This window comes from Coprococcus sp. AF51-11b1 (assembly GCF_027682785.1).
Classification (GTDB): domain Bacteria; phylum Bacillota; class Clostridia; order Lachnospirales; family Lachnospiraceae; genus Allocoprococcus; species Allocoprococcus comes.
Map to the genome: position 1 here is coordinate 136,780 of NZ_JAQCZB010000002.1, position 17,569 is coordinate 154,348.

Consider the following 17,569-nt stretch of genomic DNA (forward strand, 5'->3'; position numbering starts at 1 on the left):
CGCTGGTACAAATATATTTTTTACAGGAGGATTTGAAAATGAATATCGGGGTAACAGAAATCAGTCCAAGAGAAGTGCAGAGAAAGGCAGAAAAGTGTTTTAAAGACGGTTACTATTGCTGTGAAGCTTTAGTAAGTACAATCCGTGATGAATTTAAACTGGATGTACCAAAAGAAGTAATCGCCATGGCATCAGGAATGGCTGTGGGAGCAGGAAAATCCGGATGTGTATGTGGTGCATTTAACGGAGGAATCCTTGCACTTGGGCTTTTTTTCGGACGTACAGAGCAGGACGGACCTACAAATCCAAAGAGCGTGAAGTGCATGGAACTGACACACGAACTTCATGACTGGTTTAAACGGGCAAATGGAAAAAATGCAATCTGCTGCAGAGTTCTTACAAAGGAATTCAATATGGGACAGGGTGAACACAAAGAACAGTGTATCTATTTTACAGGACTTTGTGCATGGAAGGTAGCGCAGATTGTCTGTCGTGAGCTTGGTATCAAGAATCTGGATGAAATTGATGAACCGTGCGAAAGAAGAAAAATTGCAGATATCTAAATAAAGTGGTAACGACAGCCGCTTGATGAGAGAAAGGGAAAGAAACAATGAAAGACGTAATTAAGAAAGTACCGATTCCGCTTTGCGGAGTCATGCTTGGCGCGGCAGCACTTGGAAATTTACTTCAGAGCTATTCAGAAGGAATCCGTTATATATGCGGTATATTCGCAGCATTTCTTCTGATACTGGTGCTTTTGAAGCTGATCATGTTCCCGGGAGCAGTGAAAGAAGATATGGGAAATCCGATCATGGCAAGCGTATCAGGAACATTTCCGATGGCACTTATGATTCTCAGCACTTATGTAAAACCGTTTATCGGAAAGGCAGCTTATTACATATGGCTTCTGGCAATCATTCTTCACATCATTCTGATCATATACTTTACGGTGAAGTTTGTTCTGAAACTTCAGATGCCGAAAGTATTTGCAAGCTATTATATTGTATATGTAGGAATTGCTGTAGCGGCTGTTACAGCACCGGCTTATGAGCAACTTGGAATCGGAACCGCAGCATTTTGGTTTGGATTTGTAACACTGATCGTACTTCTTGTACTTGTAACCTATCGTTATGTGAAGTTTAAAGAAGTGCCGGATCCGGCAAAACCGCTGATCTGTATCTACGCAGCACCGACCAGCCTGTGTATTGCAGGTTATGTACAGTCCGTAACACCGAAATCATACGGTTTCCTGATGGCAATGTTTGTAGTTGCAACGGTTATTTATATTTTTGCCCTGGTAAAAGCAGTGGAATATCTGAAGATGCCATTCTTCCCAAGCTATGCAGCCTTCACATTCCCATTTGTTATCAGCGCGATCGCAAGTAAACAAACTATGGCATGTGCAGCAAATATGGGACATCCAATGCCATTCCTTCAATATGTAGTTCTGATCGAGACAATTATTGCAGTAGCACTTGTTGTTTATACTTATGTTCGTTTTATGGGGGCTATTTTCGGAGGAAAGAAATAAAAGATTTGACCGGACAGATAAAAAAGGGTAAACTTAAATTTATCAAGAATATGTCGGATGAGGGACGTCCTAGACACCGCAAGGGGCCGAAGAAGCAAAGCGTAAGGTAACATCTTCCTTTCGTGGAAACTGACAGGCAAAAAGGAAGGCGACCTGACGAATCTTTGGAGAGTGTGCAAAGAAAGCACCACCTACGAGGCTAGAACCAACTGGTAAAAGGACAGAGAAAACAGATGAACGATTTTTTTCGTGTATCTGTTTTTTTCTGCCCTTTTTATATGGGCACTAATATGAGATGAGACTGTTAGCAGGCAGTACGTGGTGGCATACAGAAGTATTATCCGAGGAAGAAGGGAAAGGGCATTTTTTGAATAAAATTTGACAGAAGAAAAAGAAAAGCTGGAGGAAAAAAAGATGAGAATGATGCTTGTAGGAGCCGGTGCTGTCGGTGAAAGTATTTTAAAAGTAATGCAGTGGAGAGACCAAAAGGGAGAATGGCTGAAATATGTGCTGGTCTGCGACTATGATCTGAAAAGGGCAGAGGAAGTTGTCGGTATGATGAAGGGGGATTCCCGTTTTGAAGCTTCTAAGATTGATGCGACAAATACAGAGAAAATGGCAGAACTGATCCGGGAGCATAAGATTGATTTTGTGATGGATGCAGCACCACCTTTTGCAAGTAATATGATTTTTGACGCTGCATTTAAAACGGGTGCAGATTACGGAAGCATGGGAACCTGGTCGGTTCCGATGGAAAATCCGGCTTACGGACTTGGTATTGAGAACAGCTATACTGAACCGATGACAAAATACAATTTTGACCGTCATGAAGCCTGGAAAAAGCAGGGGAATATGGCTGTGATCTGTATGGGAATCGATCCGGGTGTTGTAAATGTATTTGCAAAATACGCGGCGACAGAGCTTTTGGATGAAATAACAGAAGTTCATGTAAAAGATGGCGGAAATCTGTCTGTTCCGAGTGCAGATCCGGATGACATTATGTTTGGATTCAACGTGTGGACCGTGCTGGATGAGGTAATGAACCCGAATGTTGAGTATGATAAGGAGAAGGGCGGATTTATCGTAGAAAAAGCATTTGCAGGGCAGGAAGTCTATGAGATGCCGGAAGGAGTAGGAAAAAATACTTTGGTAAAGGTAGAGCATGAGGAAGTTGTGACGATGGCACGCTACTTAAGCCAGTATGGATTGAAAAAGGCAACCTTCAAGATCAGTCTTGATGAGAATCTGATCACGGCACTTAAGGTGCTGGATAAGCTGGGACTTCGCAGTATCAAGCCGGTGCAGGTAGGGGATGTGAAGGTAGTTCCAAGAGATGTGGTTGCAGCCTGTGCACCACAGCCAAAAGATATCGGAGATGAGATGACCGGAAAAATGCTGGTCGGAGTACAGTGTATCGGAAAGAAAGACGGAAAGGAAAAAGAATACTTCTTGTATCAGCCATTTGATAATCAGGAGTCTATCGAAAGATGGGGAACCCAGGCTGTTACCGCCCAGACAGGATTTGGAGCAGCACTTGCACTGGAGCTGATCGGAAGAGGAATCTGGAAAGAAGCTGGAGTCTATGCACCGGAATATTTTGATCCGAAACCATACCTTGAATTAATGAAAGAAAGTGGTTATAAATACGGAATTATAGAGAAATAATCTGGATGCGCTCAGAGATGGTCTGAGAAAATAAACAAAATAAAGTTACGCGCAAAACGGTACAAAGTCATAGAAGAACTTTGTACCGTTTTGTGTGTGACAGGAAATCAGATCAACTTACACTCTTTGGCCCATTTGGTGACAAAGGTAAGAAACTTATCAAGTGCAGGAGAGAGTTCAGGTGTATCCAGATAGGCTACGGACAGATTCCTGCGGAAGTGTTCGGTAAAGGAACGGACACAGACGTTGAATGGAATATTATGAAGCAGAAGTTTGGGAAGTACAGTGATGCCAAAGCCCTGTTCCACCATTTTAATCGCGGTATAGTCTTCATTGATCCGAAATCTTACGTTAGGCGTGATATGGTTTAATCGGAATAATTTTCCGGTTTCATAATCAAAATCATCGGCGGAGAGAACAAAATCCTGTCCGTCAATATCGGCAAAAGATACCGTCAGCTGATCGGCAAGAGGATGGTCCAGGGAAGTAACCAGAACCAGTTCGTCGGTGCCGACAGGCAGATTTGGGAAATCCTTTGCGACATATTGCGAAACAAAGATACAGTCCAGTTCTTTTTTGTGAAGCTTTTCCGTCAGGTTCTGAAATCCGTCAACATAGAGCCGAAAGGTGATATTCGGGTATTCGGCAGAAAAATTTTTCAGTACTCCGGGGAGCCAGTTATAGGCAATGCTCTGCACCGTTCCGATGCGGATAAAACCACTGTCCAGATTGTTGATATTTGAGACGATCTGATCGATCCGTGTATTGGCGGAGCGGATATGCATAAGTTCTTCAAAGATGGGTTCTGTTCCGGGAAGTGCTTCCATTCCGTTTTTTGAACGCTTGAACAGCTTAAGACCAATCTCTTTTTCATAATTGCGGATAGTCTGGCTGACAGCTGACTGTGTGTAGTTGTGTTTTTGAGCAGCTTTTGAGATGCTCTGATTCTCATAGACATCAAGAATCACATCGTATTTAGACATGATGAAACCTCCCGTGGTGTTGATAAACAATGCTCTTTTACTATCTTACTTAATATAAGGAAGATAATCAATATCTGTGGGATTTTATTATAAATTTTTTTAAAATCAAACATAAGAAAAAGTGAAAATATAAGCGCAAATCAAAGAGTTAACAATGTATTAAGAAAAAGTGAAGTCTGATATCAGTTTTACAGACTTTTCAATGACCGGAAACTGGAATAGCATAGAACAGGGGAATGAAATTCAAAGGAGTTTAAGTGTATCATGAATTAAAGGAGAAGAATAATGGGATACAATTACTGGAACGGAACAGAAGCGGCACACCGCCGTGTTATGATGAAGGCGGCAGGATATTCGGATGAAGATATCCGTCAGAAACCGCATATCGGAATACCGAATTCTTACATGGCAGGTTCTCCCGGAACTGCGCATCTTCGCCAGGTGACAGAAGCTGTAAAAGAGGGAATCTGGGCAGCAGGAGGAATCCCGGTAGAATTCGGAATCCCGGCTACTTGCGGAAATGTGGCAAATGGTGCGGATGAGATGAAGTATGAGCAGGTAGGAAGAGATATCGTGGCAATGTCCATCGAATTTGTATCCAGAATACATAATTTCGATGCGATCTGCTGTGTGGCATCCTGTGATCTGATCATTGCCGGATGTTATCTGGCAGCGTGCAGACTGGATATTCCGGCTCTGGTAGTGACCGGGGGATCAATGCAGGCCGGAAATTACTGTGGTAAGACAGTTGTAGAGGCAGATCTGGATGCGGCAAGATTCTCAGGTGCTTCCGAAGCTGAGTTATTTGAAATGGAAGAAAGCGTCTGCCCGTCATTCGGTGCCTGCCCGTCCATGGGAACAGCCAACACGATGCAGATGTTAGGTGAGATATTGAACCTTGTTATGCCGGGAACATCTACGATTCCTGCATCAGATAATGCAAGACTTCGTGCTGCAAGAACAGCAGGAAAATACATGGTACAGCTTGCCAGGTCCGGAAAGACACCAAAAGATCTGATCACCAAAGATGTTCTGGAAAATGCGATCATGTTTGATATGGCAGTTGCAGGATCAACCAATGCGGTACTGCATATCCTGGCATACGCATATGAACTTGGTATCAAGCTTACACTGGCAGATTTTGAAAAGTATGCGAAGGAAATTTACTGCATCAATGCAGTGATTCCAAGCGGACCGTATACAGTTGTAGATTTTCATTATGCCGGCGGTGTAAAGCAGGTCATGAAGCAGCTTGCCGGTAAAATCCATACCGATGCGCCGACGATTTACGGGGATACAACTTGGGGTGAACTCCTCGATTCTGTGAAAAGCGCGCCAAATAAAGTCATTCATTCGCTGGAAGATCCTGTAGCAAAAGAACCGGGACTTAAAATCATGCGGGGAAATATTTCTCCGGCAGGGGCGATCGTACGTCCGACAGCAGTATATGAAGAAGTAAAATACATCAAAGGTGCGGCAAAAGTGTATGAATGCGATCAGGATGCATATAGAGCCATTATGGCAGGCGAGATTGTTGCGGGGGACATTCTTGTTATCCGCTATGAAGGCTGTAAAGGAGCACCGGGTATGAAAGAGCTGATGCTTAGTATCGATGCGCTGATCGGACTTGGACTTGATAAAAAGGTCGGGCTTATCACAGACGCGCGTTTCTCCGGATTCAACTACGGAGCAATCGTCGGACATGTTTCTCCGGAAGCTTATGACGGCGGTGTGATCGCTTTGATCGAAAATGGTGATGAAATTGAGATGGACATTGCAGGGGGAACCGTCAATCTTCTCGTATCCGATGAGATCTTAGCAGAAAGAAGAAAATCCTGGGTACGTCCGCCGCTTAAGCAGCAGAAGGGTGTTTTAAATATTTACGCACAGAACTGCAGACCGGCAGAAGAAGGCGGTGCAATGCAGCCATGGGCACTGGATGCAGACTACGGATATCATCACGAATAAAAGTATTGGTATGGATAAGGAGAGAACGGGTATGTTATTGCTTTCAAAAGAGGATATTAAAAGTGTAATTACAATGAAAGATATGATCGAGGCGGACAAGCAGGCATTTAAGATGGTTGTCGATGGTACGGTAGATACACCGCTTCGTACAGTCATCAATGGAAAATATGACGGCGCATTTCTGTTTATGCCGGCTTATGCTCCGGAATTAGATGCAGCAGCCATGAAGGTGATCAACATTTTTCCACACAATATCGATAACAATCTGATGACATCACCGGCGCAGACCATACTGATCGACGGAAAGACGGGATATGTGATCGCGATGCTGGATGGAACTTATGTGACACAGCTTCGTACGGGGGCCTCTTCCGGTGCAGCATTCGATCTGCTTGGAAAAAAGGAATGTAAAAAAGGTGCAATGATCGGTACAGGGGGACAGGCAGCAGCTCAGCTTGAAGCAATGCTTGCAGCCAGAAAATTGGAAGAAGTAAAGATCTTTGACCTGAATGAAGAAAGATGCAAAGCATTTGCCGAAGAAATGCAGAAGGGACTGGCTAAATACGGTGCAAAAATCATACCGGCCAAGGATTCAGATGACTGTATCGAAGATGCAGATCTTATTATCACAGTGACTCCTTCCGCAAAACCGGTATTTGACGGAACAAAGGTAAAAGCCGGTGCAACCATCAGCTGCGTAGGTACTTATGAGCCCCATAAGCATGAGCTGGATCCGGCAGTTTTACCGAGAGCATCTAAGATTATCTGTGATTCAAAAGAGGCGGCGCTTTCAGAGACGGGGGATCTTCTGATTCCGATTGCAGAGGGAATCATTACAGAAGAGGATGTGCTTGGAAGTCTTGGAGATGTGATCAATGGAAAGATCAAAGGACGTGAAAATGACGAAGAAATTATCGTATATGAAACTGTAGGAGTTGCTGCGCAGGATCTGGTAGCAGCAAAAGTGATTTATGATAAGGCAGTAGAAGCCGGAAAAGGACTTCGCTGGGGAGAATAATCTAAAAAGAGGATGTAAATACAAAAAACACGGAATATTTCCGTGTTTTTTGTATTTTAAAGAATAGCTTTGTGATAAGATAAATGAGAACAATAATTTAAAGAAAAGGAAACAAGAGAAATGCTAACTACATGGATTCAAGCAGTATACCAATTTTTATGGGGAGATCTTTTAAGGATACCACTTCCGGGAGGCTCCTCTTTTGGTGTGTCACTGCTTATTATTTTGCTGATTCCCACAGGAATCTATTTTACGATCAGAACAAGATTTTTGCCGGTTCGTCTTTTTGGCGATATGGTTCGCGCACTTACCGGGAAAAAGAAGGAAGATGGCAGTCTGTCGACTTTTCAGACACTGATCGTCTCAACTGCAACAAGAGTCGGAATGGGAAATCTGGTAGGAGTAGTCGCTGCCGTTTCCGCAGGCGGTGCCGGTGCGGTATTCTGGATGTGGATCACAGCGATCATCGGTTCTTCAACTGCGTTTATCGAGGCAACACTTGCACAGCTTTATAAAGAAAAAGATCCGCTTTACGGAGGCTACCGCGGAGGTCCGGCATATTATATGCATCATTATGTAGAGAGACGGACAGGAAAGACAAAGAAACATGTCTGTATTGCGGTGCTCTTTGCAATCTCAGGGCTTATCTGCTGGGCCGGGATCAGTCAGGTGATCAGTAATTCGGTTGCAGCTTCTTTTGAAAATGCATTTGGGATTCCGCCAATTTTTACGACGGTGATTCTGGTAGCCGTTGCGGCAGTGATTGTACTGCGAAAAAATGCCACAGTAAAGGTGTTGGATATTCTGGTTCCAATCATGGCAGTCTGTTATTTTGTGATTACGATAGTCATTATCTTATTGAATATCCGAAGCCTTCCGGGTGTATTTGAGCGGATTATCCAGGAAGCGTTTGGAATCCGTCAGGCAGCAGCCGGAGGGTTCGGAGCAGTTCTTATGAATGGTGTAAAAAGAGGGTTATTTTCCAACGAAGCGGGTTCGGGATCAGCACCATGCGCAGCTGCGGCTGCAGAATGTGATACGCCTGTAAAAGCAGGATTTATACAGGCATTGGGTGTATTTATAGATACAATTGTGATCTGCAGCTGTACGGCGATGATCATGCTTCTTGTGCCGGAAAAGATGATAGCAGGACTGGAAGGAATGGAGCTTTTGCAGACAGCAATGAATTATCATCTCGGTAAATTTGGCGTGATCTTTATTGCGGTTACGTTGTTCCTTTTCAGCTTTTCAACGTTTCTTGGAATCCTGTTTTATGCAAGAGGAAATGTGGCATATCTTTTAGGGGATAAGTGGTGCTGGCAGACAGCATATAAAATCCTCGCACTTGTGATGCTCTTTATCGGAGGAATTGCGGCTTATCATATTGTATGGGATCTTGGTGATGTGGGAATCGGACTTATGACGATTTTTAATATTGTGACTTTGTATCCTATGGGTGGAGAGGCACTGGAGGAATTGAGGAAGTACGAAAAAAATAAACAGTAGGAGAAACTGGAGAATGTCAAAAGATGAATATTTAATTACAGATGCGCCTCTTAAAGCATTAACTGTTTTTGCAATGCCTATGATTTTAGGCAGCTTTTTTCAACAAGTATATAATATGGCTGATTCTATTATCGTAGGTCAGTTTGTTGGTTCGTCTGCACTGGCGGCAGTCGGTGCCTGCGCTGCACTTACGAATGTCTTCATTTGTATAGCATTGGGTGCCGGTGTAGGTGCAGGAGTGCTCGTGAGCCGCTATTTTGGAGCCAGAGATTATAGTAAAATGAAAACAATCGTGTCAACATCATTGATCAGCTTCCTGATTCTAAGCGTACTTCTGGGTATATTTGGCTTTTGTTTTTCCCAGTCGATGATGAGTTTATTACAGACACCTGCTGATATACTGGATGAAGCAGTACTGTACCTTCGTGTTTATTTTGTGGGATTTCCGTTTCTGTTTATGTATAACATCCTTTCAACGATGTTTACCTCGATCGGTGAATCAAAGATTCCATTGGGACTGTTGATATTTTCTTCTATTTTGAATATTTTTATGGATCTCTGGATGGTGGCCGGACTTGGTTTGGGGGTATTTGGTGCAGCTCTTGCAACCCTCATTGCGCAGGGGATTTCGGCAGTGTTTTCACTTTTGATTTTCTTTAGCCGGATGCGTCGATATAAAAGTCATTTTGACTGGTTTGATGGGAAGGAATTGCATTCCATGCTTCGGATCGCTGTGCCATCTGTTCTTCAGCAGTCTACAGTGTCAATTGGCATGATGATCGTACAGGCAGTTGTAAATCCATTCGGTACACAGGCACTTGCCGGTTATTCGGCAACGATGCGGGTAGAGAACGTTTTTTCACTGATCTTTGTATCCATTGGAAATGCAGTTTCACCGTATGTTTCCCAGAATTTTGGCGCAAAGAAAATGGAACGTATCAAAAAAGGATATCATGCGGCACTGGTGTTGGATTTATGTTTTGCAGTTCTTGCTTTTATAGTCATTGAAACGCTGCATACCCAGATTTCCTCGTTATTCCTGGGGAAAGACGGAACTGCCCTGGCATATCAGGTGTCCGGGGATTATATGAGATGGCTTGGTTACTTTTTCATTTTTATGGGTATCAAGATGGCAACAGATGGAGTACTCCGTGGACTTGGTGTTATGCGCCCGTTTCTCGTCGCCAATATGGTAAACCTTGCAATCCGCCTGACAGTTGCTTTGATTTTTGCACCTCGTTTTGGTATCGAATTTGTCTGGCTTGCTGTACCGGCTGGCTGGTTTGCCAATTTTGCGATTTCCTATGTGGCACTTAGAAAATCGTGGCCAACTGATAAAGCAGCTTCAGTTTGCTAACTGTCTGTTTATTCCGGAAATAGAATTACCCGCACCAACGGTGCGGGTAATAGCATAAGTCAGCAAGAATATGAAATCAGAAATATAATGCCGAAAATCCTTATGGAAGCGGATGACCTGCAGCCAGGTACAGCTCATACCATTCTTCGCGAGTCAGTGTTATCTCACATGCTGCGATAATTTCTTTCAGGCGGCTTTCGCTTGCAGTTCCGGTAATGATTTGCATATTTGCCGGGTGGCGTAAAAGCCACGCAGCCGCAATGGTAGTGTCGCTGACATTATATTTTTCAGCCAGTACATGAAGCTTTTGATTCAGCTCCGGGTATTCGTCACTTCCGAGAAAGCATCCTTTCCATGCCGGCATCTGAAATGGTGACCAGGCCTGGAGAGTGATATCGTGGAGGCGGCAGTAGTCGAGCAGACTTCCGTCGTGGTCAATTGAACCGGGGGTTTCCATATTGACTTCCATGCCATTTGCAACAAGATTGGAAACAGGAATGCTGAATTGAACCTGGTTGACAACGAGCGGTTGGCAGACATACTTCTGCAGCAGTGCAATCTGCATCGGTTTGTGGTTTGAAACACCAAAATGGCGGACCTTTCCGCTCTCAAACAGAACATCAAATGCGGCAGCAACCTCTTCCGGTTCTACGAGTGCATCCGGACGGTGAAGCAGCAGAAGATCGAGATAATCTGTCTGAAGCCGTTTTAAAATACCATCGACGGATTTCAAAATGTGCTCTTTTGAGAGATCATAACAACCTTGCCGGATGCCGCATTTTGACTGCAGGTAAATATCTTCCCGTTTCAGGGATGGATCGCCGGCAAAGGCTTCGCCGAACACAGTCTCGCTCATACCTCCGCCATAGATATCCGCATGATCGAAGAAATATGCGCCCTGTTCCAATGCAGAGTGAATGAAATGGTTCATTTCCTCCTTCGATTTTTCAGAAAGTCGCATGCATCCGACTGCAATGGAAGGAATTTTTTGCAGATGATTGCCCAAAATAGTTTCTCTCATGATAAAAATCTCCTTTGTAATGATTTGATATTCGCGGAATTTTTCCGTAAAGCAAGTATGGAAGAAGTCCGGAAGTAAAGAAATAATAATTGTTATACTTTTGACCATAGTATCATCATATCATAGAAGCGCACTCGAGAGTCAATGAAAAAAAGATAAAAGACGAAATTCCTACGAACTGTGAAGTTAAGCAGTTTGTAGGAATTTTTTTGGAAAAATTTACAACCCAAAAATCAATGTAAATACAACCTCATAATGTTAAAATAAATATGCATATTCAACATATTTGTTGAAAAATAATGGTGCTTGAATAAAGGAGGGACAGCCGGAATGAATTTAAAAGAAGTTTATGAGATTTTTTATCCGGGCAAATGTAAAGAAAATCCATCTGTGTGGAATGTTCCCCCAAAATACCGTTCGAAAAAAGATTTTTTTGAAGAACTTCTTCCAATGGAAATACGATGGATCAATTTTAAAATCTGGAATGATAAAGCACGAAGAAGCAGATTTTTTTCGAATTGTAAAGGAGAAACCCGATATATTGCATCATTACGCACATTTTTATTTGAACAACCATGGACTATCTCGAGGATAGAAGGAAAAGCGAATGAGCTTTTGAGTGGTCAGATTTCCGAAAAGGTTATGAATGAAAGCTTTTTACGGATTGTAGAGAAAGAAGGAATCGAGATTTCGAGGAAGCTTAGATCATATTTGTTTGATGACGAGACAAATCAGTTGAAAACAAAATGGGGGAATGTACTGACGTTTTATGTTCTACTGGCTATTTTACCGGAAGAAATTAATCAGATTTACGTACAGTATTTGTATAATCAAGAACAGAGTGCGCAACTTAAGGGAGAAGAGGAGAGTAATGGTGTAGCAATAAAAGATGCTGCATTATTTCAATATGAATATCCACCGGATATGAGCATTGTATCGCCGGGAGAAAAAATAAATCATACATGGGTAATCAAAAATGTAGGGGATACTCTATGGGAGAATCGATATTATGAATGTAATCAGTCTATGATGGAATTAGATGAAAAAAACAGAATTCTTCGGATTCCGAAATTTGTTTACCCGGGAGATAAAGTGTCTCCAAGTGTATCATTTTATGCACCGGACAAACCGGGAACTTATGTCATGAACTGGAAAATGAAGGATAGCAAAGGAAAGATTGTTTTCCCGGATAAATTGGGAATAGGATTGCATTTCATGGTAATGGATTTTGAAGAGGATAAAGCAATCCGGGGTGAAAATTATAATGTAATAGAAGAAATACCTCGACTTTCTGCCCCGATTATTGCAGGGAATTTGTATTCTCACACCTGGATTATTCAAAATACAGGAATGACTATTTGGAATGAGTATTATTTGGAGTGTATCAACGGAGATAACTTTTCTTACGTGAAAAAGGAATTATGCGTACCACTTAAAGCGCATGTTATGCCGGGGGAAAAAATCTCTGTCAAAGTGGAATTCGCAACGCCACCGATAGAAGGTATCTATACCATGGTCTGGCAAATTATGAAGAAAGACGGAACACCGGCGTTTGCAAAAAACAGGAGGCTGGAGGTTCTGTTGAATCTGATATAAAAGATGTCGGAAACCATTTGTTTAGAGGAAGGAATCAGAGGAACAGTATGAGTTATGTAGTTACAATTTTCACTGAAAAGCATTTATATCGGGTGAATATTGAAGAAGGAACAAAATATACCATTGGATCTGGTGAAAAAGATGCATTTCCGATGTCAGAGCTTGGCGTAGACGGGCAACTTGGGATCTGTTTTCATGCAAAAAAACAAATCCTGAAGTTGAATGCAAAAAAAATCCCTTTGTCAGTAAAGGAAATGAAAGAAGAAGCTAAGTTAGTTAATATTTGTGAATTTCCGAAAATAGAAGTAAGGTTTACCAGGGATACTGGAGAATATTCAGAATCATATCCTATTCCTTATGAGTGTCAGATTCATATCGGAAGATCTAAAAAAAATGATATTGTGTTAAATGATTCTTATGTGAGCAGAAATCACCTGCTCATTACATCTGAAAGAGGAAAAATACGAATAGAGGATTTAGGAAGTAAATATGGCACTTATCTGAATGGAAGTCCCCTTAAAAAGGCAATGCTGAAATCCGGTGATGAAATTGATATTTGTGATTTGCGTATTATTTGCAAAGAGAACACTTTATATTTTTATAATCTTCATGAAACACCGGAACTCAAATATCAGAAAGAGATAAATCATCCGGGGATGGCGACGAATATTGTTTCTATGCAGAAAGGGTATCCGTTATACCATCGTTCGCCGAGAATCAGAGAATCCTTGCCTGTGGATGAGGTGAGATTGTCGCATTTACCTAATAAACCACAAAGATTTTCTATCAGGAAAGCCAACTTTTTGCCACTTTTAAGTAGTGGCGCCATGGCGGGAGCTTCGCTTGCAATGTCGAGTTTTTCTCCTGCTATGCTTGCTATGCGTGCAGCAATGATGATTTCCCCTGTTGGAAGCCTGATTGGAAATAGCAATAAAAAAGCGCGTAAGATGCTTATGGTCGAAGAGGAAGAACGTTTCCAGAAATATGCGGACTATATTGCAGGAGAAAAAGCGCATATTCATGCTATCGGAAAAAAACAAAAGGAAATCATAAACCAGGAGAATCCTTCGCCGGAAATATGCGAAACAATTCTGAATAAGATGTCGACTTCTTTATGGGAGAGAACAGCGACAGACTCTGATTTCCTGCAGGTCAGAATGGGCGCCGGGTATGCCCCTCTTTGTGTAGATGTAAAGCCGCCTACAGATGTCAACGATTTCCATATGGAAAGGGATGAACTGGAGGAGCTGACAGACCGTATTATACAGGAGACTCATTTGGTAGATGATGTCCCTGCCAGACTGGATCTTTTAAAGTATAGTTCTGTAGGTGTGATCGGAAACAGGGGCAAGGTGACAGACTTATTAAAGAATATACTGGTTTCGCTTTCTACATTGCACTTTTTCAGAGATGTTCGTATTGTAGGCGTTTTTGATCCGGAAGAAGAGGAAGAATGGAAATCGTTGCGCTGGCTTCCTCATATCTGGGACGATGAATTGCAGACCAGATATTTGAATTTTGATCCGCTTACAGAAGAATCTCTTGCAAGTCTTTCGCTGAATAGTGAAAAAGGATATGTAGATTCTTATGCTAAATTCCGTGAGAAAGTAAACAGTATCATTGCGGAACGAAAGGATCCGGATTTTCAGGCGAAGTGGAAAAATGGGACGAGTCCGATTCCGCATTATATTTTTCTTTTCGCTTCCAGAAAAAAAACGGAGTGCTTTTTATCAATGCTTTCCGAAAATGATCCTGCTATGGGGATATCAACAATCTTTTTATATGATGAACAGTATTATCTGCCGAATTTCTGCCAGTATATTGTAAATGTGGATGATCCGTATGATGACAGAACGGCCACCGCTTTTTATAAATACAGAGCAGATGAGAAAATGTGGTTTACCATGGATCAGCCGATTCCACAGAGAAAGTTTGATGCGTTTTGCAGACAGATGTCGGCTATCGAGGTTGAAGATGCTGTCAAGGGACAGATCCCGGTTTCGCTTACCTTCCTGCAATGCATGGATACAAACAAGGTACGCGACCTGAACGTGCTGGAAAGATGGAAAAAGAATGATAGCGCTGTGAATATCACTGCGCCGTTAGGGGAAGGTGAAGGCGGCAAGCTGTTTTCATTATCTCTTCACAGACACTGTTCTCATGGCCTTGTCGCAGGTATGACAGGATCGGGAAAGAGTGAACTGCTTATTTCATGGCTTTTATCTATTGCATGTAATTATCATCCGGAGGATGTTTCGTTTGTAGTGATTGATTATAAAGGCGGAAGTACGGCAACATCGCTTGAAAAGCTTCCACATGTTTGTGGAATTATTACGGATGTTGGCAGTGGGATTGACAGATGTTTTCAATCGCTGGAGCATGAGCTGAGGCGAAGAGAAGCCATTTTTGCTTCGGTAGGTGCAAAGGATATCAAGGAGTACATAAAAGGATATCACAAGGGTGAGTTTAAAGAAGCGGTGCCAAGACTTCTGATCGTATTTGATGAATTTAAAGAGCTGATCAAGGAAAGACCGGTTGTCAAAAAAATGGTTGACTCCATAGCTGCAAAAGGAAGTTCTCTGGGCGTACATCTGATTCTGGCTACCCAAAGTCCGGCAGATGCAGTAGATGAGGGAACCTGGAATAATACCCAATATCAGATTTGTATGAAGGTGCAAAATGCTGCCGCCAGCAAGGTGATGATTCATGAACCGGATGCGGCGATGATTACACAGGCAGGAAGAGCTTATGTAAGAGTCGGAACCTCCGAAAAGGCAGAAATTTTCGCGTTGATCCAATCCGCCTGGTCCGGAGCTCCTTATCAGGAAAATAAAGAGCAGGGTGCTTTGGAAGTGCGCTATGTAGAAGTAGATGGATCGCGTATCAAAACAGTAGAAGAAAACCACACCCGATTTGTTTCGGATAAGAAAGAAATTGAGGCAGTGATAGCTTATATAGCAAGAACAGCAGAAGCGGCAGGTATAGAGAAGCAGCCATCGCCGTGGAAAACAGAACTTCCAGATCTCTTTAGCTGGAAGAAACTGCCGGTTGAGGGTGGCTTTGACGGAGAAAAATGGGAGATGACAGATGCTCCTTGGTTATCAGTGCCGATAGGTATTTTTGACAGACCGGAGCTTCAGGTGCAGGGAATACAGTATATGGATTTCCTGAAGGAAGGCAATTTCGGTGTCTTTGGAAGCTCGCAGACAGGAAAGACATCATTGCTCCGGACGATTGCAACATCTTTATGCCGTATGTATTCTCCGCGGGATATGCATCTTTATATCATTGCGGATATGGCAGGTATGGAGGCCTTCCCGCAGGTGGGAGGCGTTGTGGGATCCGGACAGGAAGAGAAGCTGGGTAAGCTTATAAATATGCTGATCAGTTTCCTGAATGAGAGAAGAAAAATCTTCAATCAGGAGAGAGTGGATTCTCTGAAAGCTTACCGGGAACTGGTTAGTGAAGAGATGCCGGCTGTTTTTGTTTTGATTGATCGCTTCAGTGGTATTCTGGAATCGAACCAGGATTATAAAGACATATTTGTCCGTCTTTTTAGCGAGGGTCCATCAAAAGGAATCTATTTTGTTTATACAGGTGTGAACAATACAGGCGTGCCTTATAAGCTGACGGCAAATGTTTCTGGGGCTATTTCTTTCATGCAGTCTGACCGAAGTGAATACAGCACTTTAATAGGACAGGTGAGAGAAGCAAGATTGCCGGACAGAGTAGGTAATGCTCTGATTAAAGTAAATCAGGAACTGATCAATTTCCAGAAGGCAATGTATGAACCTGGAGAAAATGATAAAGAGCGTGAAATGGCTTTGAAAGCAGAAGCAGAGGGCATGACAAGAGCTTGGAAAGGAAAACCTGCTTTGAGAATACCGGTTCTTCCGGAAAGCATTTCTGTGAAAAGTATGGCAGATCTCAGCAACAACGAGCAGGGAATTGCCGTTGGACTGGATGCAGAAAGCATAGAAGCGGTTCATGTAATGCCCGGAGAAACGACGGCAATGGCAGTTACCGGAAGAGTTGGATGTGGAAAGAGCGCAATGCTTCGCAGAATAGGAAAGATGGTACTGGAAGTGAATGGAAATACACTTTTATATTGCCTGGACTCAGAAAGAAAATCTCTGGCGGACTTGCAGGAGAAGGGAACTGCTTATGCGCAGCTTTCAGAAACTGAGAAAGTACAGGATTTATTTTCCCAGATCTTCAAAGAACTGACAGATCGCATGCGAAAAAGAAAAGAAGCTGCGGTCGAAATCACGGAAGAACCTTGGATGATCCTGCTTATCGATGACATAAAAGAATGTAGCAAGTTACCGGATGATATACAGCTGCAGTTACACAGGATTATGACAAAGACAAAAGGTTATGGCGTGCTGGTCCTCTGTGGAATCCGTCAGGGTGATCTTTTCAATTTTTATACGCAGGATCAGCTTGGTGTGGACCTCAAATCTTCCGGTGTTGCTCTTGCTTTGTCAGATACGGCAGTGCATTATGAAGGCTTTTATAAGAATAATTTTACGCAAAGCCAAAGAAATGCAGAGCTGGAAAAAGGCTTTGGAATCTTTTTTGCAGGCAATGGCAGCAAGAAGATCAAGTGCATAGATAGTTAGGAGGATGGGAAGATGAATCGAATCATAGTCACAATAAGAATAAAGCAAAAAAAAGAATATGATTTGGAACTTCCTGTAAATCAGAAGATCAAAGACTTGATGCAGGATATTTCAGATTCTCTGGAAGGACTGGATCCTTTGGCATCGTTTGACCCGGAACAGGTCAGTCTTGTGGATCAGAGGAATGGAAGAAGATTAAACGCAGAGAATTCCTTGTCGGAAGAGTGTGTATGGAACGGAGATATCCTGGAAATACAGGGATATAGATAGAAGAATGTATCTAAAATAAAGAGATTACGAAA

12 protein-coding genes are annotated in these 17,569 nt (G+C 42.6%); 10 read left to right on the forward strand and 2 right to left on the reverse strand.

All coding sequences use genetic code 11. The features are described 5' to 3' along the window. Positions 1–38 precede the first annotated feature (38 nt). The 3 genes from PGY05_RS03120 (at position 39) to PGY05_RS03130 (ending at position 3,196) form a co-directional block, all read left to right on the forward strand. Complete coding sequence (locus PGY05_RS03120; RefSeq protein WP_195548561.1) at positions 39–563, forward strand: C-GCAxxG-C-C family protein; 525 nt, start codon at positions 39–41, stop codon at positions 561–563. Between the two features lie 47 nt (positions 564–610). Beyond that, on the forward strand, positions 611–1,531 hold the full coding sequence (locus PGY05_RS03125; RefSeq protein ID WP_270475335.1) for a TDT family transporter: 921 nt from the start codon (positions 611–613) through the stop codon (positions 1,529–1,531). A 414-nt stretch (positions 1,532–1,945) separates the two neighbouring features. Next, on the forward strand, positions 1,946–3,196 hold the full coding sequence (locus PGY05_RS03130; RefSeq protein ID WP_055155552.1) for a saccharopine dehydrogenase family protein: 1,251 nt from the start codon (positions 1,946–1,948) through the stop codon (positions 3,194–3,196). Positions 3,197–3,303: 107 nt separating this feature from the next. Here the strand turns inward: PGY05_RS03130 and PGY05_RS03135 are convergent, their stop codons facing one another. Beyond that, complete coding sequence (locus tag PGY05_RS03135) at positions 3,304–4,179, reverse strand: LysR family transcriptional regulator (RefSeq protein ID WP_055155516.1); 876 nt, start codon at positions 4,177–4,179, stop codon at positions 3,304–3,306. 285 nt (positions 4,180–4,464) lie between these two features. On the opposite strand from PGY05_RS03135, the gene ilvD reads away from it, so the two are divergent. From ilvD to PGY05_RS03155, 4 genes are all read left to right on the forward strand, one after another. Then, positions 4,465–6,147, forward strand: coding sequence for a dihydroxy-acid dehydratase (ilvD, locus tag PGY05_RS03140; RefSeq protein WP_055155515.1), 1,683 nt, complete (start codon positions 4,465–4,467; stop codon positions 6,145–6,147). Continuing rightward, positions 6,119–7,165 carry a hypothetical protein gene (locus tag PGY05_RS03145; RefSeq protein WP_330672938.1) on the forward strand — a complete coding sequence of 349 codons (1,047 nt, stop codon included), beginning with the start codon at positions 6,119–6,121 and terminating at the stop codon, positions 7,163–7,165. The genes ilvD and PGY05_RS03145 overlap by 29 nt, the downstream gene beginning before the upstream one ends. 120 nt (positions 7,166–7,285) lie before the next feature. Continuing rightward, complete coding sequence (locus tag PGY05_RS03150) at positions 7,286–8,671, forward strand: alanine/glycine:cation symporter family protein (protein ID WP_270475337.1); 1,386 nt, start codon at positions 7,286–7,288, stop codon at positions 8,669–8,671. A 13-nt stretch (positions 8,672–8,684) separates the two neighbouring features. After that, complete coding sequence (locus tag PGY05_RS03155; protein WP_270475338.1) at positions 8,685–10,028, forward strand: MATE family efflux transporter; 1,344 nt, start codon at positions 8,685–8,687, stop codon at positions 10,026–10,028. A 100-nt stretch (positions 10,029–10,128) separates the two neighbouring features. On the opposite strand, the gene PGY05_RS03160 is transcribed toward PGY05_RS03155, so the two are convergent. After that, on the reverse strand, positions 10,129–11,049 hold the full coding sequence (locus tag PGY05_RS03160) for an aldo/keto reductase (RefSeq protein WP_055260370.1): 921 nt from the start codon (positions 11,047–11,049) through the stop codon (positions 10,129–10,131). Between the two features lie 330 nt (positions 11,050–11,379). Between PGY05_RS03160 and PGY05_RS03165 the strand changes: the two genes are divergently transcribed. Genes PGY05_RS03165 through PGY05_RS03175 form a run of 3 tightly spaced genes read left to right on the forward strand, consistent with a single transcriptional unit; the run spans position 11,380 to position 17,537 of the window. Next, a complete protein-coding gene (locus tag PGY05_RS03165; protein WP_022220064.1) occupies positions 11,380–12,645 on the forward strand; it encodes an NBR1-Ig-like domain-containing protein in 1,266 nt (421 codons plus the stop codon). Positions 12,646–12,692: 47 nt separating this feature from the next. After that, positions 12,693–17,267: a type VII secretion protein EssC gene (gene essC / locus PGY05_RS03170; protein WP_195370995.1), complete on the forward strand. Its 4,575-nt coding sequence runs from the start codon at positions 12,693–12,695 to the stop codon at positions 17,265–17,267. Positions 17,268–17,279: 12 nt separating this feature from the next. Continuing rightward, positions 17,280–17,537 (forward strand): EsaB/YukD family protein, encoded by a 258-nt coding sequence (locus PGY05_RS03175; protein ID WP_055155510.1) that lies wholly within the window; start codon positions 17,280–17,282, stop codon positions 17,535–17,537. Positions 17,538–17,569 lie beyond the last annotated feature (32 nt).

Excerpts from the sequence above, each read along its gene's own strand:
- PGY05_RS03120 (WP_195548561.1), top strand. The coding sequence starts at position 39 with ATGAATATCGGGGTAACAGAAATCAGTCCAAGAGAAGTGCAGAGAAAG.
- PGY05_RS03125 (WP_270475335.1), top strand. The coding sequence starts at position 611 with ATGAAAGACGTAATTAAGAAAGTACCGATTCCGCTTTGCGGAGTCATG.
- PGY05_RS03130 (WP_055155552.1), top strand. The coding sequence starts at position 1,946 with ATGAGAATGATGCTTGTAGGAGCCGGTGCTGTCGGTGAAAGTATTTTA.
- PGY05_RS03135 (WP_055155516.1), bottom strand. The coding sequence starts at position 4,179 with ATGTCTAAATACGATGTGATTCTTGATGTCTATGAGAATCAGAGCATC.
- ilvD (WP_055155515.1), top strand. The coding sequence starts at position 4,465 with ATGGGATACAATTACTGGAACGGAACAGAAGCGGCACACCGCCGTGTT.
- PGY05_RS03145 (WP_330672938.1), top strand. The coding sequence starts at position 6,119 with ATGCAGACTACGGATATCATCACGAATAAAAGTATTGGTATGGATAAG.
- PGY05_RS03150 (WP_270475337.1), top strand. The coding sequence starts at position 7,286 with ATGCTAACTACATGGATTCAAGCAGTATACCAATTTTTATGGGGAGAT.
- PGY05_RS03155 (WP_270475338.1), top strand. The coding sequence starts at position 8,685 with ATGTCAAAAGATGAATATTTAATTACAGATGCGCCTCTTAAAGCATTA.
- PGY05_RS03160 (WP_055260370.1), bottom strand. The coding sequence starts at position 11,049 with ATGAGAGAAACTATTTTGGGCAATCATCTGCAAAAAATTCCTTCCATT.
- PGY05_RS03165 (WP_022220064.1), top strand. The coding sequence starts at position 11,380 with ATGAATTTAAAAGAAGTTTATGAGATTTTTTATCCGGGCAAATGTAAA.
- essC (WP_195370995.1), top strand. The coding sequence starts at position 12,693 with ATGAGTTATGTAGTTACAATTTTCACTGAAAAGCATTTATATCGGGTG.
- PGY05_RS03175 (WP_055155510.1), top strand. The coding sequence starts at position 17,280 with ATGAATCGAATCATAGTCACAATAAGAATAAAGCAAAAAAAAGAATAT.